The organism is Alsobacter sp. P4_H11 (assembly GCF_056400925.1).
On record NZ_JBFUKI010000006.1, the window covers coordinates 187,512 to 212,218 of the forward strand.

Below are 24,707 nucleotides of genomic sequence, written 5' to 3' on the forward strand. Positions count from 1 at the left end.
GCGGGGAATGCGCCTATCGGCAAGGCTGCCCGTCAAACGGGCTTGGGACGTAGGTCAGGCCGGGTCGGCGGGGGCGCTTTCGGCCTGCGCCGCGCCGCGGCGGCCGGCGGCGGTCTCGCGCGTGAAGCGCCATTCCACCACGGGCGTCGTCCGGTAGGCGCCATGCACCACGAGCTGCTCGCTGCGGCGGGCGCCGTCCGGGGCGGCGAAGAAGATGCTCTCCTCGATGCCCACCATCATGCCGCCGGCGTCGAACACCCAGGCCGGGCCGTTGGTGGAGGCCAGCCGCACCGAGCGGCCATCCTCGCTGCGCTCGGCCGTGACCGTTGGATGGAGATGGAAGCGCACCGCGAAGGCGTCGGGCCCGTTCTGCGATCCCCGGGCGTTGAGGACCTGGATCCTGTCCTCTCCGGTCAGCCGCTCGCCCGTGAGCTCGGCCAGCACGCGGCGATGGTGGATGACGCCGAACGCGGCCCGGTAGCCGTCATGGCTCGCCTCGATGCCGATGGCGGGCGGATCGGGCTCGCGCCGGGCGATCCGCTCCATCGGGACGTCGCGCGGGCCGGCCAGGATCGGCGATCCCAGAAAGGGCGAGCCTTCCTGCACGAAGCGGCAGGACGAGGTGTCGTTCACCGTCACGGTGGAATGCGCCGCCGTGGAGCGCGCCAGCTGGCGCCAGTGGTCGCCGCCCGGCGGCGGCGAACCGCAATTCACCACGATGCGGGCCGGACCATCCGAGAACTCGAACGAGAGGCAGCCCGCATGCGCGCGGCCGGAGAAATCCTCCGGCGGCGGCTTGCCGGCGTCCATGATCACCAGCGCGCCCCGCGCCTGGATGCGCTGGAACCCGCTATGCGGCGCGTTCTCCATGGCCTGCGAGCGGGCGTCCGTATAGGCGAGCAGTGTCGCCAGCGTATCGGCCGGCGTCACGCTCATGCCGTTGAAGAGGGCCAGCGACCCATCCGCATGCCGGAACAGCCGCAGCATCGGCATCATGCGGTCGATGCCGTTCAGCAGCGCGCGCGGCGGCTCCACGCCCTGGTTGGCGTAGACCTGCCTGAGCGGCAGCAGGTCCGTGAGCAGGTCCACGAGCGTGCGCGGGTTGCGCCCCACATGCCCGCCATCGGGCAGGATCTGGCGCTCCAGCGCGTCCGCGAGCTGGCGCGAGGCGCGGCGTTGCGCGCCCGCGCTCGCGCCCGTGCACAAGGCCACATAGGCGAGCGCGATCGCGCCCAGGAGCCGGCGCTCGCCATCCTCCGTGCGCCCGAGCTGGCGCTGCAGCCGCACGCTCTGGCGCACGATGGAGCGCAGGAACCTGCGATAGAAATCCCGGTCCGCCCCGTCGAGGATCACCGGGGACTGGCTGAGCCACGAGATGAGCCGGCGCGCCATCACGCCGGTTTCCCACGCGACCCCGCGCGGCCGGCCCCAGGCGCCGATCCAGTCGTCCACCAGCGCGCGGGCGTTGGCGCGGGCGAGCGCCGACTCGGCCGCCCTGAGATGCCGCAGCCAGCCGAACCCCATCAGCCCCTCGGCCCAGGCGGCGGAGGGCGGGTCGATCAGGAAGGGCGATTTGCCGCCCGCCGCCACGACCTTGCCCGAAAACGCGAAATAGCCGGCATAGATGTCGCTCGCCACCGTGGGATCGGTGGTGCGCAGGTCCTGCGGGGCCACCACCAGCCGCTCGGCCGCGGGCGCGCCGGACGGCTTCAGCGCCCGCAGCGGCGCCGTGATGACGCGCATGCTCCGCCGCAGCCCGAGACGCGTCGCGAGCCATGCCAGTCGCCAGCGATCCGCGACAACGCGTGTCGTCAAGCAGGCCCACTCCCCCGACGGGCCAACGCCCGTCCGTTTACCAACCGCTAACCATAAGCGCGTGATCGGGCCACCTTGAAGCGGCCATGGTTAACGAGGTCTTAGCAATGCAGCAGGCCCGCCCCTAGGGCTTTCGCCTTTCCGACCCGCATGGCTCGAATGCAACGCCCACGCCGGGACCGGCGTTTACCGCTCCGACCGGAATGACTCGCGCTGCCTCGCCGGCCCGCGTTATCGGTCTTTCTCCTGTCGGACGGGATCCCCGCATGACGTGCAAGACCCTGTTTCTCGCAGCCAGCCTGACGATCGCCGGAGCCGCGGCCGCGCAGGCCGCCGTGGAGCGCGTGCCCTTTTCGGGCGGCGTGGAGCGCGGCGCCATCATGGTCCGCACCTCCGAGCGCAAGCTCTACCTCTCGCTCGGCGACGGAACGGCCCTGCGCTACCCGGTGGCGGTTGGCAAGCTCGGCAAGTCCTGGCAGGGCGCGGCGAAGATCGACGGCAAATACGTGGAGCCGGCCTGGTCGCCGCCGGCCGAGGTGAAGCGCGACAACCCGCGCATGCCGGACCTCATCCCGCCCGGCCCGAACAACCCCATGGGCGCACGCGCCTTGACGCTGGCGGGCGGCGAGTACGCCATCCACGGCACCACCCGCAAGATGCGCGCCTCCATCGGGACGGCGGCCTCCTATGGCTGCATCCGCATGTTCAACGAGGACGTGATCGACCTCTTCGACCGGGTCTCGGTCGGCGCCACCGTCTACGTCACGCCGTAACGACGGGCGTGGGCGCGTCCCGCGTCGCGTAGAGGTCGGCCCGGCTCGGCGGCAGGCCGGCCGGTCCCTTGTTGCGCTTCGACACCAGCGTCTGGAAGATGCCAACCGCCGAGCGCTCGAACGCGAGCGAACAGCCGGCCAGGTACAACAGCCACATCCGGGTCTTTTCCGGCCCGACCTCGGCCTCTGCGGCGGCCCGGTTGGCGTTGAGCCGCTCGAACCAGATCCGCGTCGTGCGGGCGTAGTGCTCGCGCCAGCCCTCGACGTCGTGCACCTCCAGCTTGGCGCGCTCCATGTTGGCGATCGACATGCCGAGATGGTCGAGCTCGCCGCCCGGGAAGATGTAGCGCACCAGCGCCTTGTATTCGGGCCGCATCCGGCGAAAGGCCTTGTCGTCGCCCTTGGCCGGGCGTGAGATCGCGTGGTGCAGGTAGAGCCCGCGCGGGCGCAGCAGCTTGTTGATGGTCGCGAAATAGGCCGCGTGGTTGTCGATGCCGACATGCTCGAACATGCCGATGGACGCGATCTTGTCGAACTCCCGGTCCAGCGCCCGGTAGTCCTTCAATTCCACGGTGACGCGGTCCGACAGGCCAAGCCGGGCCGCCTTCTCGGTCGCGTGCGCGAGCTGCTCCCTGGAGAGCGTAACCCCGGTCGCCTGGACGCCATAGTGTTGCGCCGCATGGCAGATCAGCGCCCCCCAGCCCGAGCCGATGTCGAGGAAGCGGTCGCCAGGTTTCAGCCGCAGCTTGCGGCAGATCATGTCGAGCTTGTCGCGCTGGGCGCGGTCGAGGTCGTCGTGCCAGTCCGGCTGGTAATAAGCGCAGGTGTAGACCATCTCGTCGTCGAGAAAGAGCCGGTAGAAGGCGTTCGAGACGTCGTAGTGGTAGGAAATGTTCTCCTGGTTGGTCTGCGCCTTCCCGGAACGCCGCGACGCGTCGTCCTCGATGCCGCCGAGGCCTTTGCGCGCCTCGCGCGGCGCCAGCAGGAACAGGCCTGCGGCCTTCAGCAGCTTCAGCTTCGAGAGCTTGCGCGCCAGCCGGCCGGTCTTGCCCTCCGGGCGCGCCTTTGCGAGATCGAAGATCGTGCCGTTCTCGAGCTCGATCCGGCCCGCCACATGCGCCTCGATCAGGGTGTCGAGCTTGGGCCGGCGCAGGAGCGACGCGAACACGCCCTCGTCCGCGACCGCGATGCGCAGCCCATCCGCTGGCCAGTTGGCCGGAACGGTGGTCCCGTCCCAGAGCCGAAACGCGAAGCCGAGCTTAAGCGTGTCGTGCGCGTCCGCGAGCGCGGCCCGCAACGCCGCGAGCCTCTTGCGCGCCTTGTCGTCCATGAAAGCAGCCCAACATCGAAAGGGGCCGCCACTCTAGCGAGAAGAGCCGCCGGATCAATTCGGCCGCGCGAAAAACAAACGGCCCGCGCGAGGCGGGCCGTCGGAGGTCGAATGCGGCCGAGAATCAGAACCGGTAGGTGACGCCGACGCCGACCAGCCAGGGATCGAGATTGACCTTGGTCTTGACCGGCACCACGCCCACCACGGAAGCCTTCGCCTCGGTCTGCAGCCAGAGCTTCTTGACGTCGAAATTGATGCCCCAGTGCTTGTCGAGCATGTAGTCGAAGCCGGCCTGCAGCGCGAAGCCGACGCTGTCCTTGACGCTGAGCCTGGTGATCAGGCCCTTCGCGTCCTCGCCGTAGAAGATCGTGTAGTTCAGGCCCGCGCCCACATAGGGCTTGAACGCGCCGAAATTCGTGAAGTGGTACTGCGCGGTAAGCGTCGGGGGCAGCAGCCAGGTGCGGCCGACGGCGTATTTCGCGCCCGTCGGGCCCAGCAGGCCGGCATTGTCCTTCAGGCTCAGATTATGGGGCGTCGTGCCCAGAACCAGCTCCGCCGCGAAGTTCGGCGTGAAGAAGTAGGTGATGTCGAGCTCGGGGATGATCGAGTCGGATACTTCGACCTTCTCGCCCGCCACGGGCACGCCGAACACGCGGAAGTTGTTTGTGGACTCCTGCGGGATCACCCCGACGGCGCGCACGCGCACCATCCAGGGGCTCTGCGCCATTTCGACGAACACGGGCGGCTGCTTAGCGGAGGGGAGGTCCGCCGCGTTGGCGGAGAGGATGGTGCCGGCCAGAAGGGCGGCCGCAAGCGCGACGGTGGAGACGGTTTTCATGATGGTACCCCGGAAGCGAACCCGGTGCGCCTTCGGGGGAGAAGCGGCCGCGGGATCTATGGGGCCTTGATGATCCCGTGCCCACACGCGGGAGTTGATCTGGATCAAAACCGCACAGCTTCAGCCAGTCAGTGGCAAAGCTGCAACACACTGGTCGAGGGTTATGAATGGCAAGGGGCCGGAATGCCCTGGCCACCCTCCCGTCATTGCGGCGACAGCGAAGCAATCCAGCCTGACGCCCCGGCTATTGGCTTACTCTCTCCGTCATCCCCGGCGGCGCGCAGCGCCGGGAAGGGGATCAGGAGTGGGCGCCTTTGCTCTGGATCCCCTTCCCGACCTGCTTCGCAGGTCGCCGGGGATGACGGCGGTCAGGTAACACAACGCCTGACAGGCGCTGGAACGGCCGCGCCACCCTCCCGTCATTGCGAGCGACAGCGAAGCAATCCAGCCTAACGCGGGGGCCCTTAGGCTGGATTGCTTCGCCTCCGGCTCGCAATGACGGCGAGGCGGTATCACGAGCGGGCGCACAGGCCCGGCGGCGGCCTAGTTCTGGAGAGCCGCTCAGAAATCCGCCGTCAGGCCCTTGATCTCCCAGTCGCCATAGCGCACGGGTTCGAGCCCGCCGCGGCCGTCCCGCTCGGGCGGCCGCGCGGCAGCCTCGGCGTCGATGGCGGCGCGGCGCGCCTGCGCTTCGGCAAGCGCGCGCTCTGCCGCGGGCGAAAGGCGCTTCGGCGCCGGGGGCTGGGCGCCATTGTCGTTGTCGTTGTCGGGCTGGCGATCGGTCATGGGTGCTGGTCCGGCTGCCATGGCAAAAGTGGCTGTTCCAGCCCATAAAGTGTGCCGAAGGGCGAAACGCAATGCCGCACGCCGTCGCGCGTGCGATAAGGTGAGATCCTATGCAACGAGACAGCAAGCGGCCCGGCCGCCCCGCGCAGGCCGACAGGGCGCCGCAGGCCCAGAAGGCGCCGCCCGCCGATGTCCCGGGCCTGCCCGCCCGACGGCTTGCGGCCGCGGCCGTGATGGCGGTTCTCGACGAACGCCGCGCGCTCGACGAAACGCTGGATCGCCTGCTGGACGGCCCCGAAGCCGCCGCCCTGGAAGACCGCGACCGGGCTCTCGCCCGAGCCATCGCGATGGTGGCGATCCGCCATTTCGGCAGCATCCGCGAGACGCTGCTGGCTCGGCTCAAGAGCGGCATGCCGGCCTCCTCCGGCGTGCTGGCGGCCGCGCTCGCGACCGGCGCGGCGCAGCTCCTCTGGCTCGACGTGCCCGACCACGCGGCCGTGGACCTGACGATCCGGCTGATCCAGTCCGACCGCAAGGCCGAGCGCTATTCCGGCCTCGCCAACGCGGTGCTGCGCCGCATCGGCCGCGAGAAGGCCGAGATCCTGGCCGCCCTCGATCCGCTGGCCGACGAAGCGCCCGAATGGCTGGCCAAGCGCTGGACGGCCCACTACGGCGCCGAAACCGCGGCCCGGATCGCGGCCGCGCAGCTCAACGAAGCCTCGGTGGACCTCACCCCCAAGCGCGATCCCGCCGCGCTGGCCGAGACCCTGGATGCGCTCGTGCTGCCGACCGGCTCGCTGCGCCTGCGCAGCCGCGCGGCTCTCCCCTCCCTGCCGGGTTACGCCGAGGGCGACTGGTGGGTGCAGGACGCCGCCGCCGCCATCCCGGCGCGCCTGCTGGACGTGAAGCCCGGCGAGCGCGTCGCCGACCTCTGCGCGGCCCCGGGCGGCAAGACCGCCCAGCTGGCGGCTGCCGGCGCGACCGTGCTGGCGGTGGACCGCTCCGAGGCGCGGCTCGGCCGGCTTTCGGCCAACATGGAGCGTCTCGGCCTCAAGGTGGAAACCCGCGCCCTCGACGCGCTGTTGCTGGACGATGCAGACGGCTTCGACGCCATCCTGCTCGACGCGCCCTGCACGGCCACCGGCACGCTGCGCCGCCATCCGGACGTCGCCTGGACCAAGGACGACCCGGACCTCGTGAAGCTCGCCAGCCTGCAGACGCGCCTGCTCGACAAGGCCGCCAAGCTGCTGCGGCCCGGCGGGCGGCTGGTTTATTGCGTGTGTTCGCTGGAATTCGAGGAAGGCGAGCGGCAGGTCCAGATGTTCCTGGCCCGCCACCTCGACTTCAAGCGCGCCCCGATCACGGCCGACGAGGCCGGCATTCCCGAAGCGGTGTCGACCGACGGCGACCTGCGCACCCTGCCGTTCATGCTGCCCAACGAGGAGCCGCGCCTGAGCGGGCTTGACGGGTTCTACGCCGCACGGCTGGTGAAGGCTTCAGCCTGATATTTCTCCAGAGGCTCAACTCTCGCCGTCATCCCCGGCGGCGCGTAGCGCCGGGAAGGGGATCCAGGGCACGAGGCGGGAGTCTGGGCGTTCCTCACGGCCGCAGGACCACACTCCCGTCATTGCGAGCGAAGCGAAGCAATCCAGGTGCCGGGCGAAGGCCCAGCGTCAGCTGGATTGCTTCGCTTCGCTCGCAATGACGGCGAGGCTTGCGTCGGCAACGCGATCAACGCCCTCGCCGCTCCCCTCATCCGGCCCTTCGGGCCACCTTCTCCCCGTGCCGGGGAGAAGGGCTCTATGCCCGATCAGGCGCGCTTGTTCTGGCGGTTGTCGATGAGGTCGTTGACCACGCCGGGATCCGCCAGCGTCGAGGTGTCGCCCAGCGAGCCGAACTCGTCCTCGGCGATCTTGCGCAGGATGCGGCGCATGATCTTGCCCGAGCGGGTCTTGGGCAGGCCGGGCGCGAACTGGATCAGGTCCGGCGACGCGATCGGGCCGATCTCCTTGCGGACCCAGGTCACGAGCTCCTTGCGCAGCGCCTCGGTGGGCTCCTCGCCGGTCATCAGGGTCACGTAGGCGTAGATGCCCTGGCCCTTGATGTCGTGCGGATAGCCGACCACGGCCGCCTCCGAGACCTTCGGGTGCGCCACCAGCGCGCTCTCGACCTCGGCCGTGCCCATGCGGTGGCCGGACACGTTGATCACGTCGTCGACGCGCCCGGTGATCCAGTAGTACCCGTCGGCGTCGCGGCGGCAGCCGTCGCCCGTGAAGTACTTATTCGGGTAGGTGGCGAAGTAGGTTTCCATGAAGCGCTGGTGATCGCCATAGACGGTGCGCATCTGGCCCGGCCAGGAGTCCGCGATCACGAGGTTGCCCTCGCAGGGGCCTTCCAGCACCTTGCCTTCGGCGTCCACCACCTGCGGCTGCACGCCAAAGAACGGCAGCGTCGCCGAGCCCGGCTTCTGCGCGGTGGCGCCCGGCAGCGGCGAGATCAGGATGCCGCCGGTCTCGGTCTGCCACCAGGTGTCGACGATGGGGCAGCGGTTGTCGCCCACCACCCGGTAGTACCATTCCCAAGCTTCCGGGTTGATCGGCTCGCCCACCGAGCCGAGCAGGCGCAGCGACGAGCGCGACGTGCGCTTCACCGGCTCCTCGCCGGCGCCCATCAGCGAGCGGATCGCGGTCGGGGCCGTGTAGAAGATGTTGACCTTGTGCTTGTCGACCACGTCCCAGAAGCGCGAGATCGACGGATAGGTCGGGATGCCCTCGAACATCAGCGTGGTCGCGCCGTTGGCGAGCGGGCCGTACACGATGTAGCTGTGGCCCGTGACCCAGCCCACATCGGCCGTGCACCAGTAGACGTCGCCGTCGTGGTAATCGAACACGTACTGGTGCGTCATCGACGCGTAGACGAGATATCCGCCCGTGGTGTGCACCACGCCCTTGGGCTTGCCGGTGGAGCCGGACGTGTAGAGCAGGAAGAGCGGGTCCTCGGCGTTCATCGGCTCGACCGGGCAGTCGGTCGACGCCTTGGCGGCGGCCTCGTCGTACCAGACGTCGCGGCCCTCCTTCATCGCGATCGAGCCGCCGGTGCGGCGCACCACCAGCACGGTCTTGAGGCAGTCCACCTTGTCGGCGGCGGCGTCCACATTGGCCTTCAGCGGCACCTTGCGGCCGCCGCGCAGGCCCTCGTCGGCGGTGATCACTACGGCCGAAGCCGCGTCCTCGATGCGGCTCGCCAGCGAATCCGGCGAGAAGCCGCCGAACACGATGGAGTGGATGGCGCCGACGCGGGCGCAGGCCAGCATCGCGTAGGCGGCTTCCGGGATCATCGGCAGGTAGATGGTGACGCGGTCGCCCTTGCGGACGCCATGCGCCTTCAGCACGTTGGCGAAGCGGCAGACTTCCTCATGCAGCTGGCGATAGGTGATCAGCTTCGACTCGTTCGGGTCGTCGCCTTCCCAGATGATCGCCGTCTGGTCGCCGCGCGTCGCCAGGTGCCTGTCGACGCAGTTCAGCGCCACGTTGGTCTGGCCGTCCTCGAACCACTTGATCGAGACCGCGCCGGGCGCGTAGCTGACGTCCTTGACCTTGGTGTAGGGCTTGATCCACTCGATCCGCTTGCCCTGCTCGCCCCAGAAGGCGGAGGGGTCCCGCACGGACTCGGCGTACATGGACTGGTATTTCGCGCCGTCGACCCAGGCGCGCTTCGCCCAGTCGGCGCTGACGGGATAGACCTTCTCGGACATGGCGCTTTCTCCCAAAACGCGCGACCGCCCTGCGGCGGCCGATGCAACTCAGTCGGGTCGCGGGGTCGACCTCTGTTGGGCGCAATTATGCGAAGCGTCGGCGCCCGCGCAAGGCATGCCGCGCTCGTGCTTTGGTCGGGGCGACTTTGGAAGGAGGCCTCAGAGCCCGCTCATTTCGCGCACCACGTTCCATTCGGCGTCCGTCACCGGCTGCACGGAGAGCCGCATGGAGGTGACCAGCGCCATCTTGGCGAGGCGCGGCTCGAGCTTGACGGCGCCGAGCGACACGGGGCGGGGCAGCATCTCGACGGCCTTGATGTCCACCATCACCCAGGGCGAGCCCTCCGGGGCCGTGTGGTCCGGATAGGCCTCGCGGATCACCTCCACGATGCCGACGATCTCCTTGCCAACGTTGGAATGGTAGAAGAACCCGCGATCGCCGAGCCGCATCGCCATGAGGTTGAGCTTGGCCGAATGGTTGCGCACGCCGTTCCAGTGCGTGCCCTTGTCGCCCTCCGCCACCAGGGCGTCCCACGAGAACACGTCGGGTTCGGACTTGAAGAGCCAGTGGGCCATGGTAGGGCGTTCCGATGAGGGCGTGGACGTGATCTAGCGCAAGCGCGGCCGGGAGCGCTACTCCAGCCCGGCGATCGCGCGGGCGAAATCGCGCGCCTCGAACGGTTCGAGATCCTCGATCCCCTCGCCGACGCCGATGAAATGCACCGGCAGGCCGAACTTCGCCGCCAGCGCCACCAGGATGCCGCCGCGCGCGGTGCCGTCGAGCTTGGTCATCACCAGCCCGGTGACGCCCGCTATTCTGCCGAAGATCTCGGCCTGCGACAGGGCGTTCTGGCCCACGGTGGCGTCCAGCACCAGCAGCACGGCGTGCGGCGCCTCGGCGTCGAGCTTGCGCAGAACGCGCACGACCTTCTCCAACTCGGCCATCAGCTCGGTGCGGTTCTGCAGCCGCCCGGCGGTGTCGATCAGGAGCACGTCCGTCCCGGCCTCGCGCGCTTGCGTGAGCGCGTCGAACGCGAGCCCGGCCGCGTCCGCGCCCTGCTGGCGCGCCACCACGGGGGCGCCGACGCGCTCGCCCCAGACCTTCAGCTGCTCGATCGCGGCGGCCCGGAACGTGTCGCCGGCGGCCAGCATCAGGGTCTTGCCATCGGCCTTCAGCTTGGCCGAGAGCTTGCCAATCGTGGTGGTCTTGCCCGAGCCGTTCACGCCCACCATCAGGATCACGAAGGGCTTCTTCGTCGCATCGATCACCAGCGGCCGCGCGACGGGCGCGAGCACGCGCTCGACCTCGGCGGCGAGGATCTGCTTCACCTCCTCGGGCGCGATGTCTTTGCCGTATCGGCCCTTGCCGACCGCCTCGACGATGCGGGACGCCACCGTGACGCCGAGGTCGGCCTGCACGAGCACGTCCTCGAGATCCTCCAGCGTGTCGGCGTCGAGCTTGCGCTTGGTGAAAATGTCCGTGATGCCGCCGCCGATGGCGGACGACGAGCGCGTCAGCCCCTCCTTGAGGCGCGTCCACCAGGAGCGTTTCGCGGCGGGAGGCTCCGGCGCGGACTCCTCGGCGAGCGTAGGCGCGTCGGCGAGCGCGGGCGCGTCGGCGAGCTCCGGCGGTGGCACGACGACGCCCGGGAAGGCCGCCATGAGCTCCTCGGCGACCGAGGCCTCCTGAAGCGCTTCGCCCTCCGGATCTTCGGCCACGGGGTCGTCCGGCGTCGCAGGCTCGGGCGCGGGGGTCGGCGCAGGCGCGGGCTGCTCGCGCCCGAACAGGCGGGAGAAAAATCCGGGCTTCTTCTCGGTCTCGTCGCTCATGGGGCCTCGATAGCGGTTTCGGCGGAAGCCGGAAAGGGATAAGCCCGCCTGATGACCGCATCCGCATCCCTGTGGGGCTCCGCCGCCCCCCCGACCAAGGCCGCGAACGCGCCCGCGCTCGACCTCGAAGCGCGGCTGCTCCATCGCGACGGGCTGATGCTGATCCTCGACAAGCCGGCCGGCGTCCCGGTGCATCGCGGTCCCAAAGGCTCGCGCCCGGGCGAGATCAACCTCGAGCAGTTCTTCGACCAGCTGATGTATGGCCTGCCGCGCGTTCCCGCGCTGGCGCACCGGCTCGACAAGGACACCTCCGGCTGCCTCGTGCTGGGCCGGCACCGCAAGGCGCTGGAAAAGCTGGGGCTGCTGTTCAAGCAGGGCAAGGTTGGCAAGACCTACTGGGCCGTGGTGGAGGGTTCTCCCGCCGAGGACGCCGGCGAGATCGACCTGCCGCTCGGCCGTCTCGACGAGAACCGCGGCTGGTGGATGAAGGTCGATCCCGCCGGCCAGCCCTCCCGCACCCTCTGGCGCGTGGTGGGCCGGGGCGAGGACCCCGCCACGAGGCTGCCGATCGCCTGGCTGGCGCTGGAGCCGATCACCGGCCGCACCCATCAGTTGCGCGTCCACTGCCAGGCCATGGGCTGGCCCATCCTGGGCGATCCCATCTACGGAACCGGTCCGCGCGACGGCGGCCCGCCGCTGCACCTGCATTCGCGCGAGATCGTGGTGCCGATCTCCAAGAACAAGGAGCCCGTGGTGGCGACCGCGCCCGTCCCCGGGCACATGCGCGAAAGGCTGCTGGCGTGTGGGTGGGACGGCGTGGAGCCTGCTTCGGCAGGGGACATCTCGAGTGATCGGGAAACGCCGCAGGACTAATTTCTTTGAAGCCGCACGCTCTCAGCCGTCATCCCCGGCGACCCGCGAAGCGGGGCGGGAAGGGGATCCAGGGGTGAGCGCGGCGGCTCTGGATCCCCTTCCCCTCCGCGGCTACGCCGCTCCGGCCGGGGATGACGGGGAGGGTTGGGATCAATCCGCCTTGCGGCGGCCGAAGTCCGGCTCGGGCGTTTCCTGGCCGACGTCGATGATGCCGCGGCGGATCGTGCGGGTGCGCGAGAACAGGTTGAACAGCGCCTCGCCGTCGTTCCACCGGATGGCGCGCTGCAGGGCCGAGAGGTCCTCGTTGAAGCGCCCCAGCATCTCCAGCACGGCGTCCTTGTTGTTCAGGAACACGTCGCGCCACATGGTGGGATCCGACGCCGCGATGCGGGTGAAGTCGCGGAAACCGCCGGCCGAGAACTTGATCACCTCGCTCTGCGTGACCTCCTCGAGGTCCGCCGCCGTGCCGACGATGTTGTAAGCGATGAGGTGCGGCACATGGCTGGTGATGGCCAGGACCAGGTCGTGATGCTGAGGGGTCATGATCTCGACGTTGGAGCCGAGCGCCTCCCAGAACGCCCGCACCTGCGCGACCGGATCGGGATCCGTGCCCTCGGGCGGCGTCAGGATGCACCAGCGACCGTGGAACAGTGTCGCGAAGCCCGCGTCTGGGCCCGAATGCTCCGTCCCGGCCACCGGGTGGGCGGGCACGAAATGCACGCCGGACGTCAGATGCGGCTGCACCTGCGCGACCACCGAGCCCTTCACGGAGCCCACGTCCGACACGATCGCGCCGGGAACCAGCGCGCCGCTCATCTCGGCCGCCACGGCCCCGCACGCGCCCACCGGCACGCACAGGATCACGTAGTCGGCGCCGCGCACGGCCTGCGCCACGCTGTCGCAGACTTCGTCCACGATGCCGAGCTCGGCTACCCGGGCGCGCACGGCCGGCGAGGCGTCCGCCGCCACGACGGTGCGAGCCAGATGGAGATGCCGCGCGGCCCGCGCCAGCGAGGAGCCGATCAGCCCCAGGCCGACAATCACGAGCCGGTCGAACAGCGGTTGTTCGAGCGGCGGTCCCAGACGTTCAGGCACCGGCCCCGCCTTTCATGAAATCGCCGAGCGCCTGCACGACGAGGCGGTTCGCCTCCTCGCCCCCGATCGTGAGCCGCAGCGCGTTGGGCAGCCCGTAGGCGCCAACGGCGCGCAGCACGAGCCCGCGCTGGGTCAGGAAAGCGTCGGCCGCCTTGGCGGTCTTGCCGGTCTCGGGGAAATGGATCAGCAGGAAGTTGCCGACGCTGGGCGTGACCTTGAGGCCGAGCGCCTCGATCTCGGCGGTGAGCCAGGGCAGCCACTGCTCGTTATGGGCGATCGCGGCCGCCACGTGGGCGTCGTCCGCCACCGCGGCGACGCCGGCCTCCAGCGCCGGCCCGCCGACATTGAACGGCCCGCGAATGCGGTTCAGCGCGTCCGCCACATGGGCGGGCGCATAGCACCAGCCGAGCCGCAGCAGCGCGAGCCCGTAGATCTTCGAGAAAGTGCGGCACATCACGACATTGTCGCTGGTCGACACGAGCTCGATCCCGGACGCGTAGTCGTTGCGGCGGACATATTCCGCATAGGCGGCATCCAGCACCAAAAGCACATGCGGCGGCAGGCCGGCATGGAGGCGCTTCACCTCCTCGAAGGGCAGGTAGGTGCCGGTCGGGTTGTTGGGGTTCGCCAGGAACACGATCTTGGTGCGCGGCGTCACGGCCGCCAGGATGCCGTCCACGTCGGCGTGGAAGTCCTTTTCGGGAACCACGACGGGCGTGCCGCCGGCCGCCAGCAGGGCGATCTTGTAGACCAGGAATCCGTATTGCGAGTAGATGCCCTCGTCGCCCGGGCCCACATAGGCATGGGTCAGCAGGTTCAGGAGCTCGTCCGAACCTGCGCCGCAGACGATGCGGGCCGGGTCGAGGCCGTATTTGGCCGCGATGGCCTCGCGCAGGCCCGTAGCCGAGCCGTCCGGGTAGAATTCCAGCTTGTCGGCCGCCTTGCGGTAGGCCTCGGCGGCGCGCGGCGAGGCCCCGAGCGGCGTCTCGTTGGACGAGAGCTTGTGCACCTTCACGCCGGCCGGCGCGCCGCTCTTGCCGGGAACATAGGCCTCGATGTCCAGGACGCCGGGGCGCGGAACGGGGCGGGTCGAAAGGGCTGTGCTCATCGGGCGGGTCCAGTGCGGAAATTGCGCTAATCAGGCGGGTAGGCGGAACCGGGCGGCGTGGGAGCCGATCTCGCAGATGTCGAACACGCCGACGCCGAGGCCCGCCATGGCGGCCATCAGGGCGTCCAGCGTCACGCTTCCGGGCGCGGCCACCAGCAGGTTAAGGCCGGAATCGTCGCCGGCGCTGCTCTCGACACTGGCGCCCATGCGGGCCAGCGCCGGCTGCAGCCCCTCGCGCCAGCGCTCGACCCCGAGCGCGTAGAGCACGATGTCGCGCACGGCCGCGTCCTCGATCGGCTTGGAGATGCAGTAGACCGGCATGCCGGCCGGGTGCTGCGGCCGCTCCACGAAGGGCAGGCGCGCGATGATCTTGGGCCGGTCGGGCCCGGCCAGCGCGGTCCACCACGCGCCGGCGGCGCGGCCGGGCTCGGCCCGGAACACGCCAAGGTCGCCGGCCGAATGCGCCACCGCGTCGATCACCGCCTTGGCGCTGTCATGCGGCATGTACGGAACCGTGAAGCCGAAATGGAACCGGCAGGTGTCGCGCATCGGCGCGTCGCCGCCCGAGATGTCGGCGTGCACCGCATAGGGCGCCTGCACATACGTGAAGGTCGACACGATGATGCGCCAGATGCTCTCCACCGTGTCGAACGGCAGCGTGCCCTTGTGGCGGCCGGCCAGCACCCGCATCTGCGACGCCTCGCGGCCGGGCCGGAAAGCCGAGCCGGATGCCTGCGTCTTCTTCACCTGGATCAGCGTGTCGATGATGCGCCCGCGCTCCATCAGGAACTCGTGCATGCCCGCATCGATGCGGTCGATCTCGCGCCGGAGATCGTCCAGCGTCGGCAGGGAGCCGGGGGAAGGAGCGTCGGCCATGGCGTGCGGTCCAGCAAGCGGCGGGTTTTCGCCGCGCCGGCGCAGTCATAGAGCAAAACCGGCCCGGGTGTGAACGGGAAAGGCGCTTATAGCGGACGGCGCCCGCGCGACACGTCGGGCCAGTCCGTTACTTCGGCAGCACGTAGATGAAGATCTCGATCTCGGCGTCGCCGGCGTTCTGGCCCTGGTTGACGTATTCCTCGGTGAAGTTGTCCTTCGCCTCGATGCCCTTGGCGTCCAGATAGGCCGAGATCGCCTCGTAAGTGCTGTCGATGTCGTCGTAGGGCGCCTTGTGGACGAACCGGATGGCGCGCCCGGCCGGGGTCTGGCCGAACTGTATGTCGCTCGACAGCCCGGCGGGCCGGCCGATCGGGGCCGCGTCCACGGGCAGCTGCGCCTCGTATTCAAAGCCGTTGTCGTCGGTTTTCAGGAAGGTCGCGAGCGGCTTGCCGGCGGGCTTCAGGCCGGCCTTGCCGAGCTCGGACTGCAGCCGCCCGAAGGCTTCCGTGAGCTTGTCGTAGCCTTCGTCCCAGTTGGCTGCGCCGCGCAGCGTCGCGGCCGGCTTGCTCGCGATCGTGACTTCGTCGGGCGTGGAGGGATCGGCCGGCGCGGGCGCAAGCGTGGCGGCGGCGCCTGTGGCTGCGGGGGCTGGCGCGGCGGGGGCCACCGGGGTAGCCGGAGCGGCGGGCGTTGGGGCTGCGGGCGCGGCCGGGGTCGCGGGCGTTCCGGCCGGAGGCGCAAGCGGCTGGCTCTGGACCGGCGCGGGCGCCGGAGCCGTCTGCGCCAGCGTGGAGGTCGCGATCGCGACGCCGCCGAGCGCGCCCAGGAGCGAGGCGCCGAAGCGCAGCTGTGCGCTCTTTGAACCGATCAACATCTTCGCCGCCATCGCGAACCATCCAAGCGCTTGCGCGAGGCGCGAATCACGCCCCAGATCCCGGAACCCAGAATAGGCCGGGCCGCCCGGCGCGGTCGAGGTTTCGGCGCGCTCGGGGCGGAGCCGGACTCGCGTTTGAGCCCGCGATGGCTATATGTCGCGCAACACCCTTGTCGGCGAGCGCAGGCTCGGCGGCGCGCCTCCTGCCCGGAAACCGCCATGAGCGCCCTAGTCGGCCGCCCTTTCCTGAAGATGAACGGCCTCGGCAACGAGATCGTGGTGCTGGACCTGCGCGGCTCGCGCATCCGGGTGCAGCCCGAGGAAGCCCGCGCCATCGCGCAGGCGCCCGGCTCGCATTTCGACCAGCTGATGGTGTTGCACGATCCGCGCACGCCCGGCACGGACGCGTTCATGCGCATCCTCAACACGGACGGCTCGGAATCCGGCGCCTGCGGCAACGGCACGCGCTGCGTCGCCTGGGCGATGAGCCGCGGCACGGACCGGCGCGACCTGCTGCTCGAGACCTCGGCCGGCCTCCTCCAGTGCCGGCGCGAGGACGAAATCACCTTCACGGTCGACATGGGCGCGCCCCGGCTGCGCTGGGACGAGATCCCGCTGGCCGAGGAGTTCCGCGACACCACCGGCATCGAGCTGCAGATCGGCCCCATCGACGCGCCGGTGCTGCACACGCCCTCCGTGGTCAACATGGGCAACCCGCACGCGATCTTCTGGGTCGACGACGTCGAGGCGCACAATCTGGAGCGCGTCGGCTCGCTGCTCGAGCACCACCCGATTTTCCCCGAGCGCGCCAACATCTCGCTCGCGCACGTGACCGCGCCGGACGCGCTCACGCTGAAGGTGTGGGAACGCGGCGTCGGCCTGACGCGCGCCTGCGGGTCGGCTGCCTGCGCGGCGGCCGTGGCGGCCTCCCGCAAGGGGCTCACGGGCCGGCGCGTCCGCGTGACGCTGCCGGGCGGCGACCTGCTGATCCACTGGCGCGAGACGGACGACCACGTGCTGATGACCGGCCCGACCGAGCTGGAGCACGAGGGCGTGTTCACGGCCGACCTCTTCGCCGGAGCCGCCTAGGTGAACGAGGGCGCGCCCGCGAAGCTGCAAGCTTCGCCGGTCGAGGTCGTCACCTTCGGCTGCCGGCTCAACATCGCCGAATCCGAGACCATGCGACGCGCCGCCACGGCGGCCGGGCATGACCGGCTGGTGATCGTCAACACGTGCGCGGTGACGTCTGAAGCCTCCCGGCAAGCCCGCCAGACGATCCGCCGCCTGCGCCGCGAGCGGCCGGACGCCCGGATCGTCGCGACCGGCTGCGGGGCCAATGTCGAGGGCGAGCGGCTGGCCGCCATGCCGGAGATCGACCTGCTGGTCGGCAACGCCGAGAAGCTCAAGCCCGAGACCTGGCGCGACCTCGCCGGCGCGCCGCGCCTGCAGGTGGCCGACATCATGGCCGAGACGGCCGCAGCCTCGGTTTCGCCGGACGGCTTCGAGGGCCGCACCCGCGCCTTCGTGCAGGTGCAGAATGGCTGCGACCACCGCTGCACCTTTTGCGTGATCCCGTTCGGGCGCGGCAACTCGCGCTCCGTGCCGGTCGGCGACGTGATCGACCAGGTCGCCCGGCTGGTGGACGCCGGCTATGCCGAGGTAGTGCTCACCGGCGTCGACATCACGAGCTACGGCGCAGACCTGCCCGACGCGCCGCGCCTTGGCGCGCTGGTGAAGGCCGTGCTGGCGGATGCGCCCACGCTGCGCCGCCTGCGGCTTTCCTCCATCGACTCGGTCGAGGCCGACGACGACCTGCTGGACGCGCTCGCGACCGAGCCGCGGCTGATGCCGCATCTGCACCTCTCGCTGCAGGCCGGCGACGACATGATCCTGAAGCGCATGAAGCGCCGCCACACCCGCGATGACGCGATCCGGTTCTGCCAGACCGTGCGCGGATTGCGCCCCGACATCGTGTTCGGGGCCGATCTCATCGCCGGCTTCCCGACCGAGACGGACGCCATGTTCGAGCGCTCGCTTGCGCTGGTGGAGGAGTGCGGCCTCACCCAGCTGCATGTCTTCCCGTTTTCTCCGCGCCCCGGCACGCCCGCGGCCCGGATGCCCGCCGTCGATCCCGCCATCGTGAAGGCGCGCGCCGCCCGGCTGCGGGCGAAGGGCGAGACCGCGCTGGCGGCGTTCCTGGCCGCGCAGGTCGGCCGCACGCACGAGGTGCTGGCCGAGCGCGGCGGCATGGGCCGCACGGCCTCTTTCACGCCCGTGCGCCTCGCCGCCCCCATTGAGCCGGGCCGCATCCTCGAAGTCGCCGTGGTGGCGCATGATGGCCGCGAGCTGAAGGCGGCCTGACGCCGCAAGGCCATGCGGGTTTCGTCGCATTGCAGGCGCCGTCTGCTGCCAGTACAAGCGAGCCATGCTGCGCTACGCCAATCCGACGCTGTTTCTCGACCTCGCCCGCCGGCTGATCCCGGCCTTCGCGGGGCTGGGCGCGCTCGCGATCACGGTGGGGCTTTACCTCGTGTTCTTCGTTGCGCCCGCCGACTACCAGCAGGGCGAGACCGTGAAGATCATGTATGTCCACGTGCCGGCGGCCTGGCTCGGCATGGCGTGCTACAGCCTCATGGCGCTCTCGGCCATCGGCACGCTGGTGTGGCGGCATCCGCTCGCGGACGTGTCCCAGAAGGCCGCCGCGCCGCTGGGCGCCGCGTTCACGCTGCTGTGCCTCGTCACCGGCTCGCTCTGGGGCAAGCCGATGTGGGGCACGTGGTGGGTGTGGGACGCCCGGCTCACCTCCGTGCTGGTGCTGTTCCTGATGTATTGCGGCGTGATGGCGCTCTGGAACGCCATCGAGGATCCGGGCCGCGCCGGGCGCGCGGTCGCGATCCTGACGCTGGTGGGCTCGGTCAACATCCCGATCGTGAAGTTCTCGGTGGATTGGTGGAACACCCTCCACCAGCCCGCCAGCGTGTTCCGGATGGGCGGCTCCACCATCGACGCCAGTATGCTCTGGCCGTTGCTGATCATGGCGGGCGGTTTCACCTGCGTGTTCGTGGCCCTGCATCTGGCCGGCATGCGCAACGAGATCCTGCGCCGCCGCGTCCGCACGCTCGGCCTGCTGGCCGCCCAGCGCGAACCTGAGCCCGCAGGGCTGCCCCTGCCGGAGCATCCCTGATGGGCGCATCGCATACGGGCTTCATTCTGGCGTCCTACCTGATGGCCGCCGCCGTGTTCGTCGGCCTCACGGCCCGCACCGTGCTGGAGCACCGCGCCCTGAAGCGACAACTCGCCCGGCTCGAGGAGCGCGCCCCGCGGCGCCGGTCTCGCCTGACATGACGCAAGCCGCCGCCCCCGACAGCGCCCCGCCGCGCCGCAACCGCCTCGTCGTGCTGCTGCCGCTCCTCGCCTTCGCGGCGTTGGCAGGCCTGTTCTTCAGCCAGCTGGACGGCTCGGACAAGTCGCGCCTGCCCTCAGCGCTGCTGAACAAGCCCGCCCCCGCCTTTGCGCTGCCGGCGCTGGACGGCCTCCTGCGCGACGGCCAGCCCGTGCCCGGGCTTACGACCGCCGACCTCAAGGGCCGCGTCACGGTGGTGAATGTCTGGGCGTCCTGGTGCGCGCCGTGCCGCGAGGAGCATCCGCTGCTGCTGGAGCTCGCCAAGGTTCCGGGCGTCCGGGTGGTCGGCATCAACTACAAGGACCAGCCCGAAAACGCCCGCCGCTTCCTGGGCGCGCTCGGCAACCCGTTCGCGGCCGTGGGCGTCGACGCCGCGGGGCGCTCGGCCATCGACTGGGGCGTCTACGGCGTGCCCGAGAGCTTCGTGATCGCCCCGGATGGGACCATCGCGTACAAGCAGGTCGGCCCGATCTCGCCCGAGGCCTTGAAGGGCCCGCTCATGGACGCCATCCGCAAGGCCGGGCAGAAGGGCTGAGGCTCACTCGCCGGCGGTGTGGTCCTTGATCTCGTGCTTGAGGATCAACGGCGTCTGCGACAGCGCGAAGGCCAGCGTCAGCGGCATGATGCCGAACACCTTGAAGTTGACCCAGAAATCCGTGGTCTGCGTGCGCCAGACGACCTCATTGATGGCCGCCAGCACGAAAAAGAACAGCCCCCACCGGAACGTCAGCTTGCGCCAGCCCTCGTGGTCGAGGCGGAACACGGTGTCGAGCACCACCGGCAACAGCGGCTTACCGAACGCGAGCCCGCCCAGGAGCACCACGCCGAACAGCGAGTTCACGATCGTGGGCTTCAGCTTGATGAAGTGATCGTCCTGCAAATAGAGCGTCAGCCCGCCGAACACGAGCACCACCACGGCCGTCACCATCGGCATGATCGGCAGCCGGCGCGTCAGCGCATAGGACACGGCCAGCGAGATCAGCACGGCGCCCATGAACAGCCCGGTGGCGATGAAGATGCCGGCGCGCTGGTTCGCCAGGAAGAACACCACCAGCGGCCCCATCTCGAGCGCCAGCTTGAGCAGCGGGTTCAGCGCCCGGAGGGGCGGGCCTTCCAGAAGGCCGGAGTCGTCTTTCGGCTCGGGCGCGGCGATCGGGGCTTGCGTCATGGGCTCGTTTCGATTGGGCGGCTCGGGGCGGAGTGGCCGACGAGGGTGGCGGGAGAATGGCGGACGCGTTCGGGCGCGCGGCGGTTGCGTCCGCCGGCCACGACTTCTATCAGAGCGCCATGCGCCCGCGCCATCCCGGCCGCGCCGGCGCGACGCCGAGGCTGAAAGAATGTCCGAGTCCTACGCCATCGCGATCGAGCCCCGTCCGGCCCTGCCGGTGGCGGGTTCCGACAAGCTCTTCCCGGTCCGCCGCGTCTACTGCATCGGCCGCAACTACGCCGCGCACACGCGCGAGATGGGCGGCGACCCCACCCGCGAGCCGCCCTTCTTCTTCGCCAAGGCGGCCGACACCCTGCAGCCGGTTCCGGCCGGCCAGACCGTGGACCACCCCTATCCGCCGCAGAGCTCCAACTACCACCACGAGATCGAGATGGTGGTGGCGCTGAAGTCCGGCGGCCGCGACATCCCGGAGAGCGACGCGCTGAACCACGTGTTCGGCTATGCGATCGGCCTCGACATGACCCGCCGCGACCTCCAGGACGAGGCCAAGCAGCTGCGCCGCCCCTGGGAGACCGGCAAGAGCTCGGACCTGTCCGGCCCGGTCGGGCCGATCCACCCGGTTTCCGAAGTCGGTCATCCCGCCAAGGGCGCGATCGGGGTCAGCGTCAACGGCGCGGCCAAGCAGCACGGCGACCTGTCGGACATGATCTGGTCCGTCGCCGAGCAGATCGCCATCCTGTCGCGCTTCTACGAGCTCAAGGCCGGCGACATGATCTTCTCGGGCACCCCCGAAGGCGTCGGCAAGGTCGAGCGCGGCGACGTCATGGTGGGCTCCATCGAGGGCCTGGGCGAGATCAGCCTGAAGGTGGTGTGACGCGAGGTCCAGCGAGCGCCGCGTTCCCCCGTCATTGCGAGCGACAGCGAAGCAATCCAGATGATGCTAGGCCATGAGGCTCTGAGCCTTTCGCCCGGCTTCTGGATTGCCGCGTCGCTTCGCTCCTAGCAATGACGGCTAGGCGCACCCGCCACCGCGCCTCCCAGCCGCTCACCCCTCGCTCTTCAGCGGCCTCGTCATCAGCCGCTCCACCGCGTCGTCGATGCCAACCTGGCCGGACAGAACCGCGTCCACGGCCTCGCAGATCGGCATGTCGACACCGGCCGAGTGCGCCATGTCGACCAGCGCGCGCGCCGTGAAGGCGCCTTCGGCGAGCTTGCCGTGGCCGGCCTCGCCCACCGGCAGGCCCTCGCCGAGATCGACCCCGAACGCGAAGTTGCGCGACTTGGCCGACCCACAGGTCAGAATCAGGTCGCCCAGCCCCGACAGCCCCATCAGGGTCTCGGGCCGCCCCCCAAAGGCTCGCGCGAACCGCGTCAGCTCGGCGAATCCTCGCGCGGTCAGCGCCGCCCGGGCGCTTTCGCCGAGCCGGCGCCCGGCCACGATGCCGGCCGCGATCGCAAGCACGTTCTTGGCCGCGCCGCCGATCTCGACGCCCCGCATGTCGACGCCGTGATAAACGCGGAATCGCGAGGACGAGAGCGCCTGCGCGAGCGCCTCCGCGAGGCTCTCCTGCGGGGCGGCCAGCACCACGGCGGTGGGCAGGCCGCGCGAGACGTCGTCCGCGAAGCTCGGCCCGGACAGCACGGCCGGAACGGCCCGGGGCATCGCGGCGGCCGTCACGTCGGTCATGAAAGCGCCCGTCGCCCGCTCGATGCCCTTGGCGCACACCACGGCGGGGCGACCCCCCGGCAGAATGGGCGCCAGAGCCAGCGCAACCTCGCGGAGCGCCTGCGCGGGAACCACCAGCAGGGCCGCATCCACGTGTCGGAGGTCAGCGAGGTCTGCCGTCGGCGCGACGGCGTCCTCCAGCCGCACGCCGGGCAGGCGGCGGGCGTTCTCGCGCCGGTCGCGCATGGTCGCGACCTCGTCGGCGTCGCGCGCCCACAGCGTCACGCGACGGCCGGCGCGCGCGGCCGCGTTGGCGAGCGCCGTGCCCCAGGCGCCGCCGCCGACCACCCCGATCGCCTCGAAGGCGGTCATCCGGCGAGCTCCGCCAGCGGCCAGCGGGCGCGCGGCGCCGTTTCCAGCCCATCGACGAGCCCGAGCCGCAGGCGCTCGGCGCCCGCCCACGCGATCATCGCGCCATTGTCGGTGCACAGCGCCAGCGGCGGCGCCACGAGCCGCAGCCCCGCCTCGCCGGCGAGCCGCTGCAACGCGCGCCGGATCGACTGGTTCGCGGCGACGCCGCCGGCCACCACCAGCGCGTTCGGCTTGCCGCATTGCTCGCGGAACACCCGCAGCCCGGCCCGCGTCCTGTCCACCACCACGTCCACGACGGCGGCCTGAAACGAGGCGCACAGGTCCGCCACGTCCGTGGCGGTCAGCGGCGCGATACGCTCGGCTTCGAGCCGCACGGCGGTTTTCAGGCCCGAGAGCGAGAAATCCGGGTTCGGCCGTCCCGACAGCGGCCGCGGCAGCGCGAAGCGCTCCGGATCGCCGCGCTCGGCCTCCTTCTCCACCTGCGGGCCGCCCGGATAGGGCAGGCCCAGCAGCTTGGCGGTTTTGTCGAAGGCTTCCCCGATGGCGTCGTCCATCGTGGTCCCGAGCCGGACATAATCGCCGACGCCGCGCACCGCAAGCAATTGCGTGTGGCCGCCGGAGGCGAGCAGCAGCAGGTAGGGAAACTGCACCTTGTCGGTGAGCCGCGCCGAAAGCGCGTGCGCCTCGAGGTGGTTTACGGCGATGAACGGCTTGCCGGCCACCAGCGCGAGCGCCTTGGCGGTCGTGAGACCGACGATCACGCCGCCGATGAGCCCCGGCCCAGCCGCCGCCGCGACGCCGTCGAGGTCCGACAGCTTCACGCCGGCGGTCTTCAGCGCGCGGGCGACGATGCGGTCCAGCACCTCCACATGGGCGCGCGCCGCGATCTCGGGCACCACCCCCCCATAGGGCGCATGCTCGGCGATCTGGCTCAGCACCTCGTTGGACAGGATCGTGGCCTCGCCCTCGCGGGGCGAATCGACCACGGCGGCCGCCGTTTCGTCGCAGGTGGTCTCGATGCCCAGAACGCGCATGGTGGGCTCCCCGCCGCCGTCGGATCAAACCGGGTCCGACTTTCCCGGCCCGTCCCGACACCCTATAGTCCGCGCCGCCCGGGAAGGAAACAAACCACGGCGGCGAGGACCAAGGCTTTGGCGAACGGCGATATTCGGCTCAGGATCGGCACGCGCGGCAGCCCGCTGGCGCTGTGGCAGGCCCGCGAGGTGCGCGCCCGCTTGCTGGCCGCCCACCGGCTGCCCGAGGAGGCCGTCGAGCTCGTCGTGATCAAGACCTCCGGCGACATGATCCAGGACCGCGCGCTGTCGCAGGCGGGCGGCAAGGGCCTGTTCACCAAGGAGATCGACGCCGCCATGCTGGCCGGCGAGATCGACCTCGCGGTGCATTCCGCCAAGGACATGCCCACGGCCTTTCCGCTCGGCATCGACATCGTGGCCTATCTGCCGCGCGAGGACGTGCGCGACGCGCTGATCTCCGCCACCGCGACGTCACTTGCGGACCTGCCGCAGGGGGCGGTGATCGGCACCGCCAGCTTGCGGCGGCGCGCGCTCGTGAAGCGGCTGCGGCCGGACGTGTCCACGACGTTGCTGCGCGGCAACGTGGAGACGCGCCTGGGCAAGGCCGAATCGGGCGAGATCCACGCCACGCTGCTCGCCATTGCGGGGCTGAAGCGGCTTGGCCTCGCGAATCGCGCCGCCGCGATCCTGGACATCCATGATTTTCCGCCCGCGGTCGGCCAGGGCGCCATCGCGATCACGGCGCGGCCGGACGACGAGACCGCCGCCCGGGCCCTCGCCCCGATCGCGTGCGCGACCACCGCCACCGCGCTGGCGGCGGAGCGCGCCTTTCTCACCGTGCTCGACGGTTCGTGCCGGACGCCCATCGCCGGTCATGCCACGCTTGCCAATGGCGAGGTCAGCTTCCGCGGCATGCTGCTGCGCGAGGATGGCTCGGAATTCTATGAAGCCCACCGCGCCGGATCGCCCGCGGACGCCGCCCTGATGGGCGCGGACGCGGCGCGGGAGATCCTGGCCCGGGCGCCGGACGACATTCTCGCGCCGAAGGACATATTGGAGCCAAACGGCGGCTCCGCGCATTGACGTCGCTCGCCGCGCAGCCCCGCGCGGCT

24 protein-coding genes are annotated in these 24,707 nt (G+C 70.4%); 10 read left to right on the top strand and 14 right to left on the bottom strand.

What is annotated here, in order from left to right:
* Window positions 1-54: 54 nt before the first annotated feature.
* Window positions 55-1,815: a heparinase II/III family protein gene (locus AC1DSZ_RS12460; protein WP_476838684.1), complete on the bottom strand. Its 1,761-nt coding sequence runs from the start codon at window positions 1,813-1,815 to the stop codon at window positions 55-57.
* Window positions 1,816-2,081: 266 nt separating this feature from the next.
* Here AC1DSZ_RS12460 and AC1DSZ_RS12465 point away from each other — a divergent pair, with 266 nt between their 5' ends.
* On the top strand, window positions 2,082-2,588 hold the full coding sequence (locus AC1DSZ_RS12465; RefSeq protein WP_476838685.1) for a L,D-transpeptidase: 507 nt from the start codon (window positions 2,082-2,084) through the stop codon (window positions 2,586-2,588).
* On the opposite strand, the gene AC1DSZ_RS12470 is transcribed toward AC1DSZ_RS12465, so the two are convergent.
* From AC1DSZ_RS12470 to AC1DSZ_RS12480, 3 genes are all read right to left on the bottom strand, one after another.
* Window positions 2,578-3,918, bottom strand: coding sequence for a class I SAM-dependent methyltransferase (locus AC1DSZ_RS12470; protein ID WP_476838686.1), 1,341 nt, complete (start codon window positions 3,916-3,918; stop codon window positions 2,578-2,580). The two genes, AC1DSZ_RS12465 and AC1DSZ_RS12470, sit on opposite strands and share 11 nt — an antisense overlap.
* Before the next feature lie 124 nt (window positions 3,919-4,042).
* A complete protein-coding gene (locus AC1DSZ_RS12475) occupies window positions 4,043-4,756 on the bottom strand; it encodes an OmpW/AlkL family protein (RefSeq protein WP_476838687.1) in 714 nt (237 codons plus the stop codon).
* 561 nt (window positions 4,757-5,317) lie between these two features.
* Window positions 5,318-5,542, bottom strand: a complete 225-nt coding sequence (locus AC1DSZ_RS12480) for a DUF1674 domain-containing protein (RefSeq protein WP_476838688.1) — start codon at window positions 5,540-5,542, stop codon at window positions 5,318-5,320.
* A gap of 110 nt (window positions 5,543-5,652) precedes the next feature.
* Between AC1DSZ_RS12480 and AC1DSZ_RS12485 the strand changes: the two genes are divergently transcribed.
* Window positions 5,653-7,047 (top strand): RsmB/NOP family class I SAM-dependent RNA methyltransferase, encoded by a 1,395-nt coding sequence (locus AC1DSZ_RS12485; RefSeq protein ID WP_476838689.1) that lies wholly within the window; start codon window positions 5,653-5,655, stop codon window positions 7,045-7,047.
* 305 nt (window positions 7,048-7,352) lie between these two features.
* Here AC1DSZ_RS12485 and acs read toward each other — a convergent pair whose 3' ends face one another.
* From acs to ftsY, 3 genes are all read right to left on the bottom strand, one after another.
* A complete protein-coding gene (gene acs / locus AC1DSZ_RS12490; RefSeq protein WP_476838690.1) occupies window positions 7,353-9,296 on the bottom strand; it encodes an acetate--CoA ligase in 1,944 nt (647 codons plus the stop codon).
* Window positions 9,297-9,455: 159 nt separating this feature from the next.
* On the bottom strand, window positions 9,456-9,872 hold the full coding sequence (locus tag AC1DSZ_RS12495; protein WP_476838691.1) for an EVE domain-containing protein: 417 nt from the start codon (window positions 9,870-9,872) through the stop codon (window positions 9,456-9,458).
* A 57-nt stretch (window positions 9,873-9,929) separates the two neighbouring features.
* Window positions 9,930-11,126 (bottom strand): signal recognition particle-docking protein FtsY, encoded by a 1,197-nt coding sequence (gene ftsY / locus AC1DSZ_RS12500; protein WP_476838692.1) that lies wholly within the window; start codon window positions 11,124-11,126, stop codon window positions 9,930-9,932.
* Between the two features lie 51 nt (window positions 11,127-11,177).
* Between ftsY and AC1DSZ_RS12505 the strand changes: the two genes are divergently transcribed.
* Window positions 11,178-11,999, top strand: a complete 822-nt coding sequence (locus AC1DSZ_RS12505) for an RluA family pseudouridine synthase (protein ID WP_476838693.1) — start codon at window positions 11,178-11,180, stop codon at window positions 11,997-11,999.
* Between the two features lie 150 nt (window positions 12,000-12,149).
* Here AC1DSZ_RS12505 and AC1DSZ_RS12510 read toward each other — a convergent pair whose 3' ends face one another.
* The 4 genes from AC1DSZ_RS12510 to AC1DSZ_RS12525 form a co-directional block, all read right to left on the bottom strand.
* Entirely contained in the window at window positions 12,150-13,094 is a 945-nt protein-coding gene (locus tag AC1DSZ_RS12510) for a prephenate/arogenate dehydrogenase family protein (RefSeq protein ID WP_476838694.1), read from the bottom strand.
* Window positions 13,087-14,202 carry a pyridoxal phosphate-dependent aminotransferase gene (locus tag AC1DSZ_RS12515; RefSeq protein WP_476838695.1) on the bottom strand — a complete coding sequence of 372 codons (1,116 nt, stop codon included), beginning with the start codon at window positions 14,200-14,202 and terminating at the stop codon, window positions 13,087-13,089. The genes AC1DSZ_RS12510 and AC1DSZ_RS12515 overlap by 8 nt, the downstream gene beginning before the upstream one ends.
* 30 nt (window positions 14,203-14,232) lie before the next feature.
* The gene (locus AC1DSZ_RS12520; protein WP_476838696.1) at window positions 14,233-15,078 is read right to left on the bottom strand and encodes a chorismate mutase; all 846 of its coding nucleotides are present in this window, start codon (window positions 15,076-15,078) and stop codon (window positions 14,233-14,235) included.
* A 127-nt stretch (window positions 15,079-15,205) separates the two neighbouring features.
* Complete coding sequence (locus AC1DSZ_RS12525; RefSeq protein ID WP_476838697.1) at window positions 15,206-15,964, bottom strand: GyrI-like domain-containing protein; 759 nt, start codon at window positions 15,962-15,964, stop codon at window positions 15,206-15,208.
* Between the two features lie 207 nt (window positions 15,965-16,171).
* On the opposite strand from AC1DSZ_RS12525, the gene dapF reads away from it, so the two are divergent.
* The 5 genes from dapF to AC1DSZ_RS12550 all read left to right on the top strand — a co-directional run bounded on the left by dapF (window position 16,172) and on the right by AC1DSZ_RS12550 (window position 19,890).
* Window positions 16,172-17,041: a diaminopimelate epimerase gene (dapF, locus tag AC1DSZ_RS12530; protein WP_476838698.1), complete on the top strand. Its 870-nt coding sequence runs from the start codon at window positions 16,172-16,174 to the stop codon at window positions 17,039-17,041.
* A complete protein-coding gene (mtaB, locus tag AC1DSZ_RS12535) occupies window positions 17,042-18,313 on the top strand; it encodes a tRNA (N(6)-L-threonylcarbamoyladenosine(37)-C(2))-methylthiotransferase MtaB (protein ID WP_476838699.1) in 1,272 nt (423 codons plus the stop codon).
* Window positions 18,314-18,377: 64 nt separating this feature from the next.
* Window positions 18,378-19,136, top strand: a complete 759-nt coding sequence (locus AC1DSZ_RS12540) for a heme ABC transporter permease (protein ID WP_476838700.1) — start codon at window positions 18,378-18,380, stop codon at window positions 19,134-19,136.
* Window positions 19,136-19,297, top strand: a complete 162-nt coding sequence (ccmD, locus tag AC1DSZ_RS12545) for a heme exporter protein CcmD (protein WP_476838701.1) — start codon at window positions 19,136-19,138, stop codon at window positions 19,295-19,297. Before AC1DSZ_RS12540 ends, ccmD begins: the two co-directional genes overlap by 1 nt.
* Window positions 19,294-19,890, top strand: coding sequence for a DsbE family thiol:disulfide interchange protein (locus AC1DSZ_RS12550; protein WP_476838702.1), 597 nt, complete (start codon window positions 19,294-19,296; stop codon window positions 19,888-19,890). Before ccmD ends, AC1DSZ_RS12550 begins: the two co-directional genes overlap by 4 nt.
* A 3-nt stretch (window positions 19,891-19,893) precedes the next feature.
* On the opposite strand, the gene AC1DSZ_RS12555 is transcribed toward AC1DSZ_RS12550, so the two are convergent.
* Complete coding sequence (locus tag AC1DSZ_RS12555; protein WP_476838703.1) at window positions 19,894-20,523, bottom strand: septation protein A; 630 nt, start codon at window positions 20,521-20,523, stop codon at window positions 19,894-19,896.
* A 169-nt stretch (window positions 20,524-20,692) separates the two neighbouring features.
* Here AC1DSZ_RS12555 and AC1DSZ_RS12560 point away from each other — a divergent pair, with 169 nt between their 5' ends.
* Window positions 20,693-21,397, top strand: coding sequence for a fumarylacetoacetate hydrolase family protein (locus tag AC1DSZ_RS12560; protein ID WP_476838704.1), 705 nt, complete (start codon window positions 20,693-20,695; stop codon window positions 21,395-21,397).
* Between the two features lie 171 nt (window positions 21,398-21,568).
* Here AC1DSZ_RS12560 and AC1DSZ_RS12565 read toward each other — a convergent pair whose 3' ends face one another.
* The gene (locus tag AC1DSZ_RS12565; protein ID WP_476838705.1) at window positions 21,569-22,561 is read right to left on the bottom strand and encodes an NAD(P)H-dependent glycerol-3-phosphate dehydrogenase; all 993 of its coding nucleotides are present in this window, start codon (window positions 22,559-22,561) and stop codon (window positions 21,569-21,571) included.
* Window positions 22,558-23,595, bottom strand: a complete 1,038-nt coding sequence (tsaD, locus tag AC1DSZ_RS12570) for a tRNA (adenosine(37)-N6)-threonylcarbamoyltransferase complex transferase subunit TsaD (RefSeq protein WP_476838706.1) — start codon at window positions 23,593-23,595, stop codon at window positions 22,558-22,560. Before tsaD ends, AC1DSZ_RS12565 begins: the two co-directional genes overlap by 4 nt.
* Before the next feature lie 117 nt (window positions 23,596-23,712).
* Between tsaD and hemC the strand changes: the two genes are divergently transcribed.
* Window positions 23,713-24,678 (top strand): hydroxymethylbilane synthase, encoded by a 966-nt coding sequence (hemC, locus tag AC1DSZ_RS12575; RefSeq protein ID WP_476838707.1) that lies wholly within the window; start codon window positions 23,713-23,715, stop codon window positions 24,676-24,678.
* Window positions 24,679-24,707: the final 29 nt, after the last annotated feature.